At 47.0% G+C, this 17,212-nt stretch carries 11 protein-coding genes and 1 tRNA gene; 9 read left to right on the top strand and 3 right to left on the bottom strand.

The window, feature by feature from the left end:
* Positions 1-5 precede the first annotated feature (5 nt).
* Genes VT06_RS13470 through VT06_RS13445 form a run of 6 tightly spaced genes read left to right on the top strand, consistent with a single transcriptional unit; the run spans position 6 to position 9,197 of the window.
* Entirely contained in the window at positions 6-578 is a 573-nt protein-coding gene (locus VT06_RS13470) for a nucleoside triphosphate pyrophosphatase (RefSeq protein ID WP_046554839.1), read from the top strand.
* Positions 575-2,041, top strand: a complete 1,467-nt coding sequence (gene rng / locus VT06_RS13465; RefSeq protein WP_046554838.1) for a ribonuclease G — start codon at positions 575-577, stop codon at positions 2,039-2,041. The genes VT06_RS13470 and rng overlap by 4 nt, the downstream gene beginning before the upstream one ends.
* Positions 2,041-5,904 (top strand): YhdP family protein, encoded by a 3,864-nt coding sequence (locus tag VT06_RS13460; protein WP_046554837.1) that lies wholly within the window; start codon positions 2,041-2,043, stop codon positions 5,902-5,904. The genes rng and VT06_RS13460 overlap by 1 nt, the downstream gene beginning before the upstream one ends.
* A complete protein-coding gene (locus VT06_RS13455) occupies positions 5,891-6,727 on the top strand; it encodes a carbon-nitrogen hydrolase family protein (RefSeq protein WP_200897988.1) in 837 nt (278 codons plus the stop codon). Before VT06_RS13460 ends, VT06_RS13455 begins: the two co-directional genes overlap by 14 nt.
* The gene (gene tldD, locus VT06_RS13450; protein WP_046554835.1) at positions 6,727-8,166 is read left to right on the top strand and encodes a metalloprotease TldD; all 1,440 of its coding nucleotides are present in this window, start codon (positions 6,727-6,729) and stop codon (positions 8,164-8,166) included. Before VT06_RS13455 ends, tldD begins: the two co-directional genes overlap by 1 nt.
* Positions 8,167-8,195: 29 nt before the next feature.
* Positions 8,196-9,197, top strand: coding sequence for a branched-chain amino acid aminotransferase (locus VT06_RS13445; protein WP_046554834.1), 1,002 nt, complete (start codon positions 8,196-8,198; stop codon positions 9,195-9,197).
* Positions 9,198-9,301: 104 nt separating this feature from the next.
* Here VT06_RS13445 and yjgA read toward each other — a convergent pair whose 3' ends face one another.
* Positions 9,302-9,841, bottom strand: coding sequence for a ribosome biogenesis factor YjgA (gene yjgA, locus VT06_RS13440; protein WP_046554833.1), 540 nt, complete (start codon positions 9,839-9,841; stop codon positions 9,302-9,304).
* Positions 9,842-9,959: 118 nt separating this feature from the next.
* Here yjgA and pmbA point away from each other — a divergent pair, with 118 nt between their 5' ends.
* Entirely contained in the window at positions 9,960-11,306 is a 1,347-nt protein-coding gene (pmbA, locus tag VT06_RS13435) for a metalloprotease PmbA (RefSeq protein WP_046554832.1), read from the top strand.
* Positions 11,307-11,405: 99 nt separating this feature from the next.
* Here the strand turns inward: pmbA and VT06_RS13430 are convergent, their stop codons facing one another.
* Positions 11,406-13,574 (bottom strand): M3 family metallopeptidase, encoded by a 2,169-nt coding sequence (locus VT06_RS13430; protein WP_046554831.1) that lies wholly within the window; start codon positions 13,572-13,574, stop codon positions 11,406-11,408.
* 504 nt (positions 13,575-14,078) lie between these two features.
* Here VT06_RS13430 and VT06_RS13420 point away from each other — a divergent pair.
* A tRNA-Arg gene (locus VT06_RS13420) sits at positions 14,079-14,155 on the top strand.
* Between the two features lie 225 nt (positions 14,156-14,380).
* Here the strand turns inward: VT06_RS13420 and VT06_RS13415 are convergent.
* On the bottom strand, positions 14,381-15,418 hold the full coding sequence (locus tag VT06_RS13415; protein ID WP_046554829.1) for a hypothetical protein: 1,038 nt from the start codon (positions 15,416-15,418) through the stop codon (positions 14,381-14,383).
* A 672-nt stretch (positions 15,419-16,090) separates the two neighbouring features.
* Between VT06_RS13415 and VT06_RS13410 the strand changes: the two genes are divergently transcribed.
* Positions 16,091-17,209, top strand: a complete 1,119-nt coding sequence (locus VT06_RS13410; RefSeq protein ID WP_046554828.1) for a cysteine desulfurase family protein — start codon at positions 16,091-16,093, stop codon at positions 17,207-17,209.
* Positions 17,210-17,212: the final 3 nt, after the last annotated feature.

Here is a 17,212-nt window from a genome sequence, read left to right as displayed (position 1 = left end):
TAAAAATGTATCCAGAAATTGCGCTTGCTTCTGCGTCGCCCCGCCGCCGTGAATTACTGCAACAAATAGCCGTGCCTTTTACTATAGTGCAGGTTGATGTAGACGAAAGTATGCAAGGTGCCGAAGCACCTGAAGCGTACGTAACACGGTTAGCCAAGGCTAAAGCAAAGGCTGGCGCTGAAAAGCTGCACTATGGTTTGCCGGTATTAGGTGCGGATACCATAGTGGTTGTAGATCAGCATATTTTGGGTAAACCTGTTGATCAAGCCGACTTTAGCCGCATGATGCAGTTACTCTCTGGTCGTTGTCATCAGGTGCTTACCGCAGTAGCGTTAGTTAGCCGTAGCAAAAGCAGTGGCTGTTGTGTCAGTACTGAAGTCTGTTTTCGGTCGCTGAGCCCGGCTGATATCGCCGCTTACTGGCAAACCGGTGAGCCGCATGACAAAGCGGGAGGCTATGGCATTCAGGGCCAGGGCGGCCGTTTCGTCCATAAAATTAATGGTAGTTACAGTGCGGTAGTCGGTTTGCCGTTATCTGAGACCGATATGTTATTACGTAACTGGCAGGAACAAGCATGAGTGCAGAACTACTGTTAAACGTTACACCCACCGAAACCAGGGTAGCGCTGATAGAAAATGGCGTACTGCAGGAGTTACATATTGAACGCCAAGGCAAACTGGGCTTAGTGGGCAATATGTATGTGGGTAAAGTCAGCCGGGTACTGCCGGGTATGCAAGCCGCCTTTGTGGATATTGGCTTAGACAAAGCGGCGTTTTTACATGCCTCAGACATTGTGCAGCATAATGAAAGCACAGAACCCGACAGTAGACCTGCAGTGAGTAAAGACATTCGGGTGTTGGTGCGCGAAGGCCAGCATTTACTGGTGCAAGTAGTAAAAGACCCGTTGGGTACTAAAGGTGCCCGGCTTACTACTGATATTACTTTGCCGTCGCGCTATTTAGTTTTTATGCCTGATTCTAATCACGTTGGCGTGTCGCAGCGACTGGAAACAGAAGCCGAACGCAAACGCTTAAAAGATATTGTTACTGATTGTTTGGATGACAGTGGTGGCTTTATCGTACGTACGGCGGCCGAAGGTGCCAGTGCGGAAGAGCTAATTCATGATGCCAAATTTCTGAAAAAGCTGTGGAGTAAAATTGTTAAGCGGAAACAGAAAACCCGCAAAGAAGGCGTGGTATATGAAGACTTAACCCTAAGCTACCGTATTTTACGTGATTTTGTTGGCAGTGAACTGGAGCGGGTAAGGGTTGATTCGAAGATAACGTACCAGCAACTAACCGCTTTTTGTGAAGAATTTATCCCACATTTATCGCCATTGCTTGAGTATTACCCTGGTGAGCGGCCTATTTTCGATATGTTCGACGTTGAAAATGAAATTCAACGGGCACTGGAGCGCAAAGTGCCACTGAAAAGTGGCGGTTACCTGATTATTGACCAGACCGAAGCCATGACTACCATTGACGTTAATACAGGCGCTTTTGTTGGTCACCGTAATCTGGAAGAAACCATTTTTAATACCAATACCGAGGCAACTCAGGCCATTGCCCGTCAGTTGCGGTTACGCAATCTGGGTGGCATTATTATTATCGATTTTATCGATATGCAAAGTACCGAGCATCAGCGTCGGGTTTACCATAGCCTGGAGCTGTCTTTGGCACGAGATCGGGCTAAAACCAATATCCACGGTTTTTCGGCGTTAGGCCTGGTAGAGATGACCCGCAAAAGAACCCGCGAAAGTTTGGAACATATTCTTTGCTCAGAGTGTCCGGTATGTAAGGGGCGTGGCACACTGAAAACCGTTGAAACGGTTTGTTTTGAAATTTTACGGGAAATTGTCCGGGTAAACCGGGCTTATGCTGCCGATAAGTTTGCGGTTTATGTGTCACCAGTGGTGAAGGACGCTTTGACGACCGATGAGTTTCATAGCCTGGCAGAATTACAGGTGTTTATTGGTAAGCAAATAACCATTTACGGTGAACCGATGTACACTCAGGAGCAATTTGATGTGGTGATGATGTAGTGCAACAACTTATCCGGGTTTGCTTTTATTGTTTACATAAAATCTGGCTGCTACTGGCTGTCGGCTTAGTGCTGATTGCAACCCTGGTGTCATTGTTACGTTTAGCGTTACCTTACGCAGACCACTACAAAACGCATATTGAACAATTAATTTCAACGCAGTTGGGTACTGAAGTACAGATAGGCCAGATAAGCGCAGACTGGCAAAAATTAGGCCCTGCTATGGTGCTTAACCACGTGCAATTGGGCGATCCGCAACAAAATACACCACTGACCATTAGTCAAACCCGGGTAAGCTTCGATTTTTGGCAAAGTTTGCGTAGTCTGCAATTGCGAGCCGAGCACTTCGAGTTAAGCGGTTTGCGTTACACTGTTGCCAGTAGTGCCTTACTAAAAGGCCCACCGAGCGAGCAACCCGCGGGGGCGCCGGTAATTGACGCACTGGAGCAGTTACTTTTTCGCCAACTTAATCATTTTACATTACTTAACAGTGAGTTAGTGCTAACGGCTGCAGATAGCAACGATATAGTTATCTCGGTACAAAAACTAGACTGGCGCAACGACGGCGAGCACCATCAGGGTATTGGCGAACTAGCCGTGGCCGGTGTTACCGCCAACACGCTGTCGTTTATTATCGATTTATATGGCCCAACACTAGCTAAAACCAATGGCCAGATTTATTTAGACAGCCGTGAACTGGATATTCTGCCTTGGTTTGGTCAATGGCTGCCTGAAACCAAACGACTGGCGCAGGCCGATATTAGTTTTCAGGCTTGGGGAAGAGTTGAACAGGGCGAGTTACAGCGCTTTCAGATTGAACTGGCTGAAAATAGCCTGAATTGGCAACGGCAAGGGGTAACTCATCAACTTAAACTCGGGCCTGGCCAGTTATTATGGCAACCAAAACAACACGGCTGGGCGCTGTATTCTGGGGCTCTTGCTTTATCTGATGGCAACGCATTATGGCCTGATCTAACCCTACAACTTCATAGGCTGGGGCAACAACAAGGCTGGCATGGTCAGGTGCAGCAGCTTACGCTAGATGCCTTGGCACCGTTAAGCTTGTTACTTGGCGATGAATTGCCACAATTTGCCCGCCTTAGCGCCACTGAATTACAGGGCGAGCTTAACCAGGCACAGTGGCAGTATCGTGCTAACAATGATTGGCAATTGCAGGGCAAGCTCAGTGGTTTAAGTACTACTGCCGTGGCTGACTTACCCGGAGTGAGCCATTTAGCGGGGCAATTTTGGGCCAACTCTGCTGCTGCAGGCTTAACCTTAAGCGGCCAGCAAGGTGAGCTGCTGTGGGATAGTATGTTCAGCGCACCAATAGCTTATCAGCAATTGCAGCTTGAGGTGTTGGCCCGGCAAAGCAGCCTCGGCTACTGGCAAATACAATTGCCGTTGTTACAACTGCAAGCCGCAGATTTTAATCTTAACGGCAGTATGCAATGGAGTATGCAACACACGCCTGAGTTAAGTTTGTTTGCTGAGCTCACCGCAGCCAGTACCCGCGATATCCGTCATTATTTACCCCTTAAATATTTGCCTGAACAAGTAAGAGATTACTTAAGTAACGCTATAGACGATGCCACAATTCCCCAAGCCAGAGTGTTGTGGCAGGGCCCGCCGGAGCAGTTTCCTTTTCGCGCGGCTGAGGGGGTTTTTCAGGTAGATGCCAACGTTACTGATGCTACGTTTCAATTTAATGCTGACTGGCCGGCATTACAACAACTTAACAGCCAGTTATGGTTTGAAAATGCCGCCATGCATATTAGTGCCGATGAGGCCACTATTGCCGGCCTTACGTTGCAAGGCAACGTAACAGCCGATATTACAGATTTATTTGATGCTGAATTTTTGAGCATTCAAATTAATAGCGCAGCCGAGTTGAATCAGCTAAACCCACTGCTCAATGCGTCGCCACTAGCTGATAGTTTGGGTAATACACTGCAGCAGCTGGGGCCGTCAGGGCCGGCTACGCTAGACATTGGCTTAAAAATTGGTTTGCGTCAGCCAATAGTATCCAGCCGTGGTGCGGTAACGCTGAATAACGTCAACCTGGATTTAACTGCACCAAAAATGGCCATTCGCCAATTATCAGGGGTGGTGCAATTTAACGATAATCACCTTGACGCGAAAGAACTTAATTTTAATTGGCGTGGTGTTGCGGCTACGGCAGATATCAGCGGCCAGCAGCAAGACAACCACTACCTGTTTAAGCTTAACGCTAACGCCAGCAACGGCAGCGATGTTATAGCACAAGCACTGTGGCCCGCTGCCCAAACGTTAGTGAGTGGTAACCTAAACTGGCAGTTGGCATTGGCACTGCAGCTGCAACCAGAAAACATTAGCTATAGCGCTAACCTCAGCGCCGATTTAACCACTACTGAATTACATTTGCCCGCGCCTTATGCGAAACCTGCGTCGGTGGCCAGCCAGTTACATATTACAGTTAACGGCGACAACCAGCAGGGTTTGCTGGCCTTAAATTACGCAGATAAGCTGTATTTTACGGCAGAACTGGATCATACCAAAGCGCAGGTAAAACGGGCTAATTTGAGCCTGGGGCAGGAAAATGCCGGGTTAAATGGCGCGCACTTTACTATTGATGTCGATATAGCCCAGGCCGAATTGTTACCGTGGCAGCAATTGCTGAGTGAGCAGTTGCTAACTCAAAGCACTAGCGACAATCGGGTGATGCCGCCACTGACTAAAATTCGCGGCCGCATTGCGCAGCTGCAGTTGTTTGGCGGTGCCGCCTTAACCAATACGGTATTTGAACTGGAGCCCTCTGCAGACAGCTGGCTGTTAACGTTAAACGGGACTGAAATTGCCAGCCGCTGGACTTTTTACCATAACTGGCAACAGCAAGGGCTGTTAGCTGAAATTGACTATTTGCGTTTACCCATTACATCGTTTCCGGTAGATAGCGAGCAACCTGTTGAATTGCTGCCATTACAAGCTGGCTGGCAGTCACTGCCACCGGTAACCGTAAAGTGCCAAGATTGCACTATTGGGCATTACCAGTTTGGTCAGGTAACTATGTCGGCACAGGGACAAGGTGACCGCTGGCAGCTTAACGAGTTTATTAGCCGTTATAAACAGAACGAACTAATCTTAAAAGGGAGTTGGTTTCCTGATCAGCAAGCGGGCGTTACGGCATTAAGCGGCAATTTTAAAAGTGCCAACCTGGGGGCGCTGTTAAACGAGCTAGAGCTAACCACCGGTATTAGCGGTAGCCGGGCAGATATTAATTTTACCTTTAATTGGCCGGCGGCACCGCAGCAATTTACATTAGCCAAGCTTAATGGCCAGATAGATTTTAGCTTGGGTGAGGGGGCATTAACCGAAGTGAGCGACCAGGGTGCAAGGCTATTTTCCATTTTCAGCCTCGACTCGCTGGTGCGCAAATTACGGCTGGATTTTCGAGACATCTTTTCCAAAGGCTTCTTTTACAACAAAATGAGCGGCCAGCTGGCAATGCAGCAAGGGGTAGTGCAAACCAGCAATACCAGCATTGATGGTGTGCCTGGTAACCTGGCCATACAGGGTTATGCTGATGTCGTCAGTAAAAAATTAGACTACCAAATGTCATTCTCGCCCAAAGTTACCTCTAGTTTGCCGGTTATTATTGCCTGGATGGTTAATCCGGCAACGGGGTTGGCAGCATTAGCCCTGGATGAAGTTTTTCAGTCGGCAGAAGTGATCTCGCGAATTAACTTTACTGTTACCGGCAGTTTTGAGCAGCCGGTAGTAACCGAAGTTAATCGGCACAGTACCGAAGTGCCGGTACCGCAGCGTATTGCCCAGCCGGAAGCGGCTATTAATCTTGAGGAGCAACAACCCCGTGGCGACGACTAACTGGCGTTTTTCGGCCATTCAACTAACCAGCAGCCCCGAACCCGCCGTAAACCTGGCGGCAGTAAGGTATTATTTACAACAGCTGCCCGTTTTCGCACAACATGTGGTGTTGCTGCCCGAATGTTTTGCCGTTTTTGGTGGTAATGATAAATTGCAGTTAGCGCACCAGGCTGCTATCGGCGAAGGCGCAATTCAGCAAGCTTGTCAGCAGCTGGCAATTGAGTTTGGTGTGTATCTGGTGGCCGGTAGCCAGCCAACTACCACAGACAACCCGGCACGTTTTGCTGCTTCCAGTCTGGTATTTGGCCCTGATGGTAAGCTACTGGCCGATTATCAAAAATTGCATTTATTTGATGTTAACGTGGCCGACAGCACCGGTAGCTATCGTGAGTCGGCCACTACGATGCCGGGTAACAAGATCAGTTTGTGTCAATTACCTGATCTGAAACTGGGGCTGAGTATATGTTATGATGTGCGCTTTCCCGGCTTAATGCAGGCATTGGCAGCGCAAGGTATGCAGTTATTAACTGTACCTTCGGCTTTTACCCGACCAACCGGTGCGGCGCATTGGCATACCTTGCTAAAAGCCCGGGCCATTGAAAACCAATGCTTTGTCATTGCGGCAAACCAAACCGGTGTGCATGCCAATGGCCGTGAAACATTTGGCCATAGCCTGATAATCGACCCCTGGGGCGAGGTGCTGGCCGACGCGGGCACGGCGCCAGGCTGGATATCAGCACTGGTTGACGTTAGCCAAAGCCAGCGGCTTAGCGAAAAAATGCCGGTCCACCAGCACAATCGATTTAACAGTGAGCTGAAATAATGAATGCAGTTGAACAGAATTTAATTACCGCCTCCGATCTTACCATGGCTGATTTAGAGCATACCCTTGGTTATTTATTTGGCCATCAGCTCGATTATGCCGATTTATATTTTCAATCCAGCGTGCATGAATCCTGGGTGTTGGAAGATGGACTGGTAAAAGACGGCTCTTTTAATATTGAACGCGGTGTTGGGGTACGGGCCATTAGCGGTGAAAAAACCGGCTTTGCCTATGCTGATACCATTAGTAGTGCTGCCTTACAGCAAGCTGCAGGTGCGGCCCGCGGTATTGCCAGCCATGGTCAGCAAGGCCGGGTTAAAGCCTTTAGCAAAAGTGGTAACAGCAATATTTATTTGCCTTGTGAGCCACTGCAAAGCCTAAGCAATACTGAGAAAGTGGCATTGTTGCATCAAATTGAAGCCTTTATCCGCAGTCTGGACAGCCGTGCCGAACAGGTAATGGTGAGTTTAACCGGCGTTTATGAAGAAGTGTTGGTAGCTGCCAGCGATGGTACCTTCGCCACTGATATCCGGCCGTTAGTACGGCTTAATTGCTCAGTATTGCTAGAGCAAGCTGGCCGGCGCGAGCGGGGCGGTGCCGGCGGTGGTGGCCGTACCGATTATTTGTACTTCAGCGAGCTGGTTGATGGCCAGCCACGCTGGCAGCACTATGCCCGCGATGCCGTGCGGATGGCTCAGGTTAATTTAACCGCCATTGATGCCCCCGCGGGTACTATGCCTGTGGTGCTGGGTTCTGGTTGGCCGGGCGTGTTGCTGCACGAGGCAGTAGGCCACGGCCTGGAAGGAGACTTTAACCGTAAAGGCTCATCTACCTTTAGTGGCCGCATTGGTCAGCAGGTGACGTCTAAGCTGTGTACTATTGTCGATGACGGTACACTGGCACAACGGCGGGGCTCACTGAATATCGATGACGAAGGTGTGCCAAGCCAGCATAATGTGTTGATTGAAAAAGGCATTCTTAAAGGTTACATTCAGGATAAGCATAACGCCATGTTAATGGGCGTAAACCCCACCGGCAACGGCCGGCGTGAGTCATTTGCGCATTTACCGATGCCGCGCATGACCAATACCTATATGCTGGCGGGAGAGCATGATCCAGCTGAAATCATTGCCAGTGTTAAACGCGGTATTTACGCGCCTAACTTTGGTGGTGGCCAGGTTGATATTACCTCGGGCAAGTTTGTTTTCTCTGCATCAGAAGCCTATTTAATAGAAGACGGTAAAATTACCAGCCCCATTAAAGGCGCAACCTTAATTGGTAATGGCCCGGCCGCTATGCAACAGGTATCGATGGTAGGGAATGATTTGGCGTTAGACGCCGGGGTTGGCGTATGTGGTAAACAAGGCCAGAGCGTGCCCGTTGGTGTTGGCCAGCCCACCTTAAAGCTTGACGCCATTACCGTTGGCGGCACTCAATAACTTTGACAGAACAATAACAGGAAACAACAATGGCTGCATTTGGTAGTGTTTTTATGCCACAGATGGCATTAACCCATTTTGAGCAGGGCGCCTGGAGCACCCCGCAAATTGTTGCTGCTGATAGTATCAGCCTGCACCCCGGCGCACATGTACTGCATTATGCCAGTACTTGCTTTGAAGGCTTAAAAGCCTTTAAGCATAGCGATGGCTCGATTAATTTATTTCGGATGGATAAAAACGTTGCGCGTTTAATACAAAGCAGCGAATTGTTGTCGTTACCCAAACCCGATGCCGCTATTTTACGTCAGATGATCATCGATATTGTTAACCAGTACGCCAGTGATGTGCCAGAGCCACCAGGTTCAATGTATATCCGGCCTACCCACATTGGTACGGAGGCGGCAATTGGTAAAGCGTCAGCGCCAACGGCCAGTTCTATGTTATATGTGTTGCTCTCACCGGTAGGTGACTATTTTGCCGGTGGTACTAAGCCGTTGCGGTTATTGCTGGAGCAAAACGGAACCCGTTGTGCCGCCCATATGGGTATGGTAAAAAGTGGCGGTAATTATGCCAGCGCGCTGCAACCGATTTTAAAAGCCCGGGCCAGTGTGCAGGCTGATCAGGTATTGTTTTGTCCGGCTGGTGATGTACAAGAAACCGGCGCGGCCAATTTTATGCTGATCGACGGCAATGAAATTATTACCAAGGCACTGGATAGCAGTTTCTTGCATGGCGTAACCCGTGATTCAGTGTTAACGCTGGCCCGCGATATGGGCATGGTAGTGTCTGAGCGTGAATTAAGCGTAACCGAGTTACTGGAACGAGCTGCTAAGCCAGGTACTGAAGCGGCGTTGTCTGGCACCGCAGCAGTACTCACGCCAGTAGGCACCTTAATTGCTAACGGCACAGATTATAAAGTAGGTAATGGTGAAGCCGGCGCCACCACCTTAAAACTGCGCCAGGCGCTAAATGATATTCAGTGGGGCCGGGCAGCGGATACGCATGGCTGGTTAACCAAAGTTTCGGGATAGATAATCTCTGGATAAAAGTCTCTGGATATAAATAAGTAGGGCGCCTGGTGGCGCCCTACTTATTTCAACAGTAAGCTGCGCAACTATGCGCCCATACTGTGTAGTTAACTGGCCTCACCGGCCAAGATAAGCGGCCGGATTAACTGAAATAATTCCCGAAATGCCTTAGGTGGCTGCTGTTTTTCCAGCTCTTTTTTGGTCTGACGGATTAATAAACGCAGTTGCTGTACTTCTACCTGCGGGTAAGCGGCAATAAAGTCAGTTAGCGCATCGTCGTTATTCAGTAATTTTTCACGCCACTTTTCCACTTTGTGAAACTGCTTATCAGCGGCTTGCTTGGTATTACGCATAACGGCTAAGGCGTGCTCAATCTGCTCAATATCACGGGTACGCATTAAGCGGCCAATAAACTGTAAATGGCGGCGCAAGGCTTCACGTTTTCTGGCCAACTTATCGGCCAGCTTTAGCGCGTCAAGCAATTCTTCGTCAAGTGGCACCTGCGTGCGGGCCGACGGGCTTAACGCCACTAACTCATCCCCCAAGGCTTGCAAAGCAAGCATGTCACGTTTTATCTGGCTTTTGCTGATATGGTCTGGTTGCTCCAGCCATTTGCTGTCGCCATACTTAAATTCAGTTTCGGTCATGGTGCTTCTTCATTAGCAAATATTGGTTAAGTATATCACTAAACTAACGCGTGCTGGCAGCAGCGTCTTGCAGTCTATGGTAAGCTTGGCACAAATAGCACGATGAGCAAGAGTAATTATGCAAGTAACAGAACAAAACGTCTGGCAAGAAATTGCCGAAGTAAAACAAGCCGTCAGTGCCGTGTTGGCTCGCGCTAAGCAACTGGGTGCCAGCAGCGCCGAAGCATCAATGAGCCGCACCCGTGGGTTAAGTATCGAAACCCGCCACGGCGAGGTAGAAACGGTGGAGTTTAACCAGGATGGTGGTCTGGGTATTAGTTTATATTTTGGTCAGCGTAAGGGCTCGGCATCTACTGCCGATTTAAGCCCACAGGCACTGGAGCGGGCGGTAGCTGCTGCGGCCGATATTGCCCGCTATACCTCGGAAGACCCGCATGCTGGCGTTGCCGAAGCCGGTTGGCTAGAGTTAAGCCCACCTGACTTAGATTTATTTTATCCCGACAGCATCAGCACCGAGCTGGCAATTAGCCTCTGCGCCAGTGCAGAAGAAGCGGCTTTTGCTACCGACAAGCGTATTACCAACTCTGAGGGCGCCTCGTTTTCCTCGCATCAGGGTTTAAAAGTGTATGGCAACAGCCATGGCCAGTTGGTTGGTTATCCGAGTTCGCGCCATAGTTTTAGCTGTGTAATGATTGGTGAGCAAGACGAGGATATGCAGCGTGACTACAGTTTTACTGTGGCCCGCCAGTACAGCAAGTTGCTTGATCCAAAACAAATTGGCCGTGAAGCCGCACTGGAAACGGTTGCCCGTTTAGGTGCCCGGCAGGTGCCGACTCAAAAAGTCCCGGTTATTTTTCGCGCCGACATTGCCAGCAGCCTGTTTGGCCATCTGGTGTCGGCCATCAGCGGTGGCAGTATTTATCGTAAATCCAGTTTTTTGCTGGATAAAGTTGGTAAACAAGTAATGGCATCGGGCGTTACCATTACCGAGCAGCCGCATTTAATGCAAGCGCTGGCGTCTAGCCCATTTGATGCTGAGGGAGTAAAAACCCGCGATTTATCCGTAATTGAAAGCGGAGTATTAACGACCTACTTAACCACCAGTTATTCGGCCCGTAAACTGGGCATGGCTAGTACCGGCCATGCTGGTGGTATTCATAACTGGCTAATAAACCATGGCGATGACGATTTAGCGGCATTATGCCGGCAAATGGGGAAAGGTTTGCTGGTAACCGAGTTGATGGGGCAGGGCGTTAATACCGTAACGGGTGATTATTCGCGTGGTGCCAGCGGTTTTTGGGTAGAACATGGCGAAATTCAGTTTCCGGTAGCGGAAGTGACTATAGCCGGTAATCTGGCCGACATGTTTATGAATATCGCAGCGGTTGGTAACGATGTGGATCGCCGTGGTGGCGTGTTAACGGGGTCTGTATTAATTAGCCAAATGCAACTGGCAGGCAGTTAGCTTGCCCGTTGGCTAAACCGCCAAACAAAAAAGCCCCGCTACGAATTAGCGGGGCTTTTTTTTGTTAGCGGTTAACCGACATTGGTTAAGCCGCGTGCTTTATTGCACGTTGGTTTTTAAACCGCGGCGAATTAACAGTGCGTCGGTAGTAGGCTCTTCACCGCGAAACGCTTTGTAAGAGTCCATGGTGGGCCGTGAATTACCCACTTCCAAAATGTTTTTCCGATAGTGATCACCGTTTTCACGGGTTAAACCACCACGGGTTTGCACATAAGCATACGCATCGGCTGCCAGAATTTCACTCCACATATAGGCATAATAACCGGCTGAGTAACCACCGCCCATTGAATGTGAGAAAAAGGTCGACTTATAGCGCGGTGGTACTGCTGCTAAATCTACGCCGTGCTTTTTCAGTGCGGCAGCTTCAAAGGCATTAACATCCTGCAGTGGCAAATCGGCAGCAAGCGAGTGCCATTCCATGTCTAATAACGCCGCTGACATATATTCCAGCGTGTCATAACCCTGGTTAAAGCTACGTGAACGCAACACTTTATCCAGTAATTCTTTTGGAATAGGCTCGCCGGTTTTGTAGTGCTTGGCATAGTTGGCCAATACTTCCGGATATTGTGCCCAGTCTTCTTCAAAAGTAGATGGGAATTCGACGAAGTCGCGCGATACCGACGTACCCGCCAAGGTTGGGAAGTTAACATTAGAGAACATACCGTGAATACCATGGCCCAATTCATGGAAAATGGTGGTGGTATGGTCGTAGCTAATAAGCGTTGGCTCGCCCTCAGGTGCTTTTGGAATGTTCATCACATTCACTACCACCGGTTTGGTGCCCAGTAAGTGTGACTGGCCAACAAAAGAGCTCATCCAGGCACCGCCGCGTTTGCCGTCGCGGGCAAAGTAATCGGCGTAAAAAATAGCCAGGCTGCTGCCGTCGGCATCAAATACTTCATAGGCTTTTACATCAGGGTGATATACCGGTAAGTCTGGGCGTGGTTCAAACCGAATACCGTAAAAGCGGTTTAAAGTATAAAATACGCCATCTTCCAATACCCGGTTAAACTCAAAGTATTGCTTTACTTCCTCTTCATCTAAATCGTATTTGGCCTGCCGTACCAGCTCGGCATAGTATTCCCAGTCCCAGGCTTGGGCTGCAAAATCACCACCTTGTTGTTTAATCATGGCATTAATATCAGCCAGTTCTTTTTTGGTATTCTCTACTACCGCCGGTACCATGCTGCCCAGCATGTCAAATACGGCTTGTGGTGTTTTGGCCATTTGTGCTTCCAGGCCATAGCTGGCCCAGTTAGCATAACCCAGCAGCTCTGCCCGCTCTGCCCGCAGTTGTGCCAAGCGGCTTACCAGTGGCGTGCTGTCAAACTCGCCGCTCTGGCCACGAAAAGCAGAGGCTTCCCATACTTGTTTACGCAGTTCGCGGTTATCTAACTGACTTAAAATAGGTTGGCGAGTGGTATTGGTAATACTGATCAGGTATTTGCCATCATGGCCGGCTGCTGCAGCAGCAGTGCTGGCAGCGGTTATTTGCGCCGCAGATAAACCCGCCAGTTGCGCTTTATCTTCTACCACCACTGCAATATTCTTGGTTTCTGCCAGTTGGTTTTGGGCAAATTGCGTGGTCAGGTTTGAATGCTCTTCGTTTAGCGCCCGAATTGCGGTTTTTTGTTGCTCGGTTAGTTGCGCACCTGCCCGTACGAAGCGCTCATAATAAACGTCAACCAGCCTGATTGCTTCGGCATCTAACTGCAAATTGTTGCGGTTATCATAAAGGGTTTTAATGCGGGCAAATAATGCCGGGTTTAAATTAATATTGTCAGAGTGGGCGGCCATTTTTGGTGCTAGCTCAGACTGCAGCTGCCGGCGCTGCGGGTTACTGTCGGTGCCAATAAGGTTATAAAATACCCGCGACACCCGGGTAAGCATTTCGCCACTTTTTTCCAGTGCAACCAAGGTGTTTTCAAAGGTTGGTGCCGCTTCATTATTGGCAATAGCTTCTACTTCAACCATATGCTGAGCCATACCTTCAGTAAAGGCAGGTAAAAAATGGTCATCATCTATAGCACTAAAATCTGGTGCCTGATATTGCAAACTGCTTTGCTTAAAAAACGGGTTAGTACTAGTCACTTCTGTAGTCTCAGCGGCTGATGGTGTGTTTTCTACCTGAGCGGGAGCACTATTGTCTGAGCAAGCGCTCAGAGCAAAAATAGCTGTTATCGCGGTAGCAAGTAATGTTTTGCGCATAATTATGTCTCCGTGGCGTGGTTACGGCTAAGGCCGTTTTTTTGATTATCAGCAGCGCTTAATGGTGCACGCTGTCTTGGCTGTAGTATGCCAAATGTGGCATATAAAATATCGGGCTTTGCAGCCAATGGTAAGCAAATTAAGACAAAAGCAGGGTAAGTGCAAATTTTAGTAGGCCGCACACTATTTTTTGTCTGCACTGGCAATGTGTGCCAGGCAATATTGGCTGTTAAGCTGCAGGCAAATCAAAGTAAAAACAACTGCCTTGTAGATAGCGCTAGTAGCCAATGTGGCCGCGCATGTGTTCTATAAAATAAGCGCGACTCACCCAAAAAGCCATCCATTAAATAACGCCCGAAGACATTAATAAATCTACTCTAGCCTGTCGCTACCAGCGGTGCAATCACTCGCAATAAACTGTTTGCTTAAAAAACGCACGGCAAGGCAATAGACTTAAAGGTAAAGCCTGTCTATAATGCGCGCTCGCATAAAAGTGCGACGGTTGCACCCGTAGCTCAGCTGGATAGAGCGCTGCCCTCCGGAGGCAGAGGTCCCGCGTTCGAATCGCGGCGGGTGCACCATATAAATCAACCACTTAAGCGAAAGCTAAGTGGTTTTTTTATGCCCTGTGACCACGTTGTGACCATATCGTGACCATTCTACTTTTTAGCTTGCCTAATAATGCTCAAATTTGACCTCTGCCTGCTGTTTTAATTAATGCACTTATTAAAATCTTTGGATGAAATTCATAGAGCATGTATCGCTTTAACAAAACATCTAATAATGATAGCTTAAACTTTTCTGAATTAAGGGAATATCAGATACGAAGGACGAGTTTGTGCTTCAGGTAACCCTAACCCTAAATGCAAAGAATTATCGCCACCAAAGTAAGGATTCGGTATTTCTGCTAGATAAGAAGATTTGGCGTGAAGTTCAAACGTTTTTAACCATTGAGTCCAGTAAAGCTTTTCTTCATCGCTGCTTAGTCTGTTAGCTATAATCTGTCTTTTTGCAAAAAATGCAGTCAGATATTGTAGCTGGCCTTGGTCATTAAACGATTGCATGAAGAACGCGCCTGATGCAAAACGACCAGGTGAGTTAAGAAAGGTTAGGTAGTCTGCAAAAGTTGATATATTCATATGTTGATGCAGCCAATAGATTGCCCCTTCCCAGTAGGCCCCAAAATCAAAAATTTCGGATGTCTTTTCAGGCAGTTTAGGTAGTGCGATATTAGTGCAATCGACGATTGAATCAATTATGGAGTGATAAGCTTCATGCCAATCAGTTGTGCGCCACTCAGTGGAGCAATAGTTTCGTCGAATATAATCTTTGCCACGTATCGATAAGGACGCTGGTACATTTGGCAACGGTATAACTACATTTTTTAATGTTGAAAGCATGCCGTTTTTTGGTGGTTCAGAATACTCTCTAAAAGCGACAGGTAATGCACCTGCTCTAGCGAAAGTGAGCATACTATTGAACCAGCCAACGTAAGTTGAATTGTTCGCTTTGCAGAATGCCATCAGTTCTGGAAGTCGATTCTCAATGGCATCAGCGAGTTGTTCAGCTGAATAGCTTTTGCAATCTGCCCAGCCAAAGTACTCATTACCTGAAAATTCACTTGAATGATAAGCTTCTAACAATTTGCCAAAGGAGTAGTAAGCTAATTCATTTTTTTGAGATTTATAAAGTGACTGCAGAGGCAACAACGTTAGCTGCCAGTAAAGGCCACATCGAGGCATATAAGGATAAATGGCTAAGTTTTGGAAGCCTCGCTGATGGAGAATATTGATAGCATGGAGCAATCGAAGGCTTCGACGGGTAATTGAGTCACTTAAAATCATATTTTGCTGTAATTAGAGTCATGAGGTTACCATCATAGCTTGTCAGATCTGTCGATATCTATATCTCCAATATAGATAAACAATATTTATGAGATACTTACTTAGATTACATCTTGCTTTTGTTATGAAAAGAGTATTAATCCATGCACTGATAATGAAAAACAATAGGATGAATAATTGTACTAAAAAAAAATGGAGTTTATAATCTAGTTGCTTAACAAGCGCAGCCATAATCTGCAATTGTGTGGCCTGGATCTCAACCTCTATACTGGTTTCGGCCTTAGCTACAAATGTTACTCACGCTATTCGCTCTTCACTGAATATACTAGACTGTGTTTGAGATATAAGTGTGAATAAACGTTAGTTCATTCCGATATTATTTAACCTAAATCAAGCAGTGCGATTTTGTAATTGCCTTTTTGAATGTGTTAACTATATCAGTATAAACGACTCTTCGCAGAACGCATTTTACAAATGCGTTCTGTTTGTTTAAGTGTTGCGCACTTGAGTTATTAGAAGCAAAACTATTCGATTATCCAGCAGTTGTAATTTCCGCTTGGTTTAAATTTTTGGAAGGAATTACAGAGCAATAGACACCAATGCTGATTAATCTTTTTTTCATTTTCTTGTTGTCAGGTTAAACTGACTTTCGAATTAACATGGTGAAATTTAATGATCTATTTAGATTCTGCAGCCTCTTATCCTATACTTCCTGAAGTAAAAACTGCATTAATCCAAGCATTTGAAACGCATTTTGCTAATTCAGCTTCAAGTCATTTGTTAGGTGAGCTTGCTTTAAAAAGTATTGATGAGGTGCGTGCCGCCTTAGCTGAAAAAATTGGCGCTTACCCAAGCGAGATTGTTTTTACGAGTGGTGCTACAGAATCAAACAATATTGCCTTTAAGAGTCTTTTATTTGGGAAAAAAGATAAAAGTAAAAAACATATTGTTGTTAGCGCTATTGAACATAAGTGCATTTTTGCAATTTGTGAGTACTTAAAAACATGCGGCTTTGAGATCACAATCGTAATGCCTAATGCTCAAGGAATAATTGAAGCCCACAGTGTTGAAGAAGCAATAAGAGACGATACAGCTCTTGTGTCTGTGATGCATGTAAACAATGAGCTTGGTACAGTAAATCCAATTGCTGAAATTGGTGCTATTTGCTATGTAAAAGGAGTACTTTTTCATAGTGATGCAGCACAAAGTCTTTGTAAGACTGAAATTGATGTGGATGACATGAATATTGATATTATGTCATTTTCAGCACATAAGATCGGCGGTCCCAAAGGTATTGGTGCAGTGTATATTCGCGATTTACGTAAAAGAGAATTACAGCCTGTTATCCATGGCGCTGGGCAAGAGCAAGGATTAAGAGGTGGTACAGTAGCAGCACCTCAAATTGTTGGTTTTGGAACTGCAATATCTATTTTCTCAAATTATTATCAGGTATTTAAAGAAAAGGGCATACGCAGTTATCTACTAAAAAGTTTACAGAGATCTGACGTTGCGTATACGGTAAATGGTGATGACAAGGCGCTACCCCATGTTGTTTCTTTATCATTGCCCAATACTAATGTAAGTGTATTAGTTAGTGATAATGAGCATCGTTTTTGTTTGGCTCAAGGCTCAGCGTGCTCATCAAGGGAAATTGAAGCGTCGCATGTGTTAACTGCGGTAGGTTTGGATCGAGAGGCTGCTAACTCAACTTTTCGTATAAGCTTTACAAATGAGATCACGTATTCTGATATTGACGAGTTAGTTTTTGCAATAAAAAGAGCGGCAATATAGCCG

Origin of the sequence: Arsukibacterium sp. MJ3 (assembly GCF_000987765.1) — a bacterium.
Lineage (GTDB): Bacteria > Pseudomonadota > Gammaproteobacteria > Enterobacterales > Alteromonadaceae > Alishewanella.
The sequence above is the reverse complement of the archived record's forward strand: the minus strand, read 5'-3'. Positions and strand labels throughout refer to the sequence as shown.

Coding starts and splice junctions, on each gene's coding strand:
- VT06_RS13430 (WP_046554831.1), bottom strand. CDS start 13,574: ATGCGCAAAACATTACTTGCTACCGCGATAACAGCTATTTTTGCTCTG.
- rng (WP_046554838.1), top strand. CDS start 575: ATGAGTGCAGAACTACTGTTAAACGTTACACCCACCGAAACCAGGGTA.
- yjgA (WP_046554833.1), bottom strand. CDS start 9,841: ATGACCGAAACTGAATTTAAGTATGGCGACAGCAAATGGCTGGAGCAA.
- VT06_RS13470 (WP_046554839.1), top strand. CDS start 6: ATGTATCCAGAAATTGCGCTTGCTTCTGCGTCGCCCCGCCGCCGTGAA.
- VT06_RS13415 (WP_046554829.1), bottom strand. CDS start 15,418: ATGATTTTAAGTGACTCAATTACCCGTCGAAGCCTTCGATTGCTCCAT.
- pmbA (WP_046554832.1), top strand. CDS start 9,960: ATGCAAGTAACAGAACAAAACGTCTGGCAAGAAATTGCCGAAGTAAAA.
- VT06_RS13445 (WP_046554834.1), top strand. CDS start 8,196: ATGGCTGCATTTGGTAGTGTTTTTATGCCACAGATGGCATTAACCCAT.
- VT06_RS13410 (WP_046554828.1), top strand. CDS start 16,091: ATGATCTATTTAGATTCTGCAGCCTCTTATCCTATACTTCCTGAAGTA.
- tldD (WP_046554835.1), top strand. CDS start 6,727: ATGAATGCAGTTGAACAGAATTTAATTACCGCCTCCGATCTTACCATG.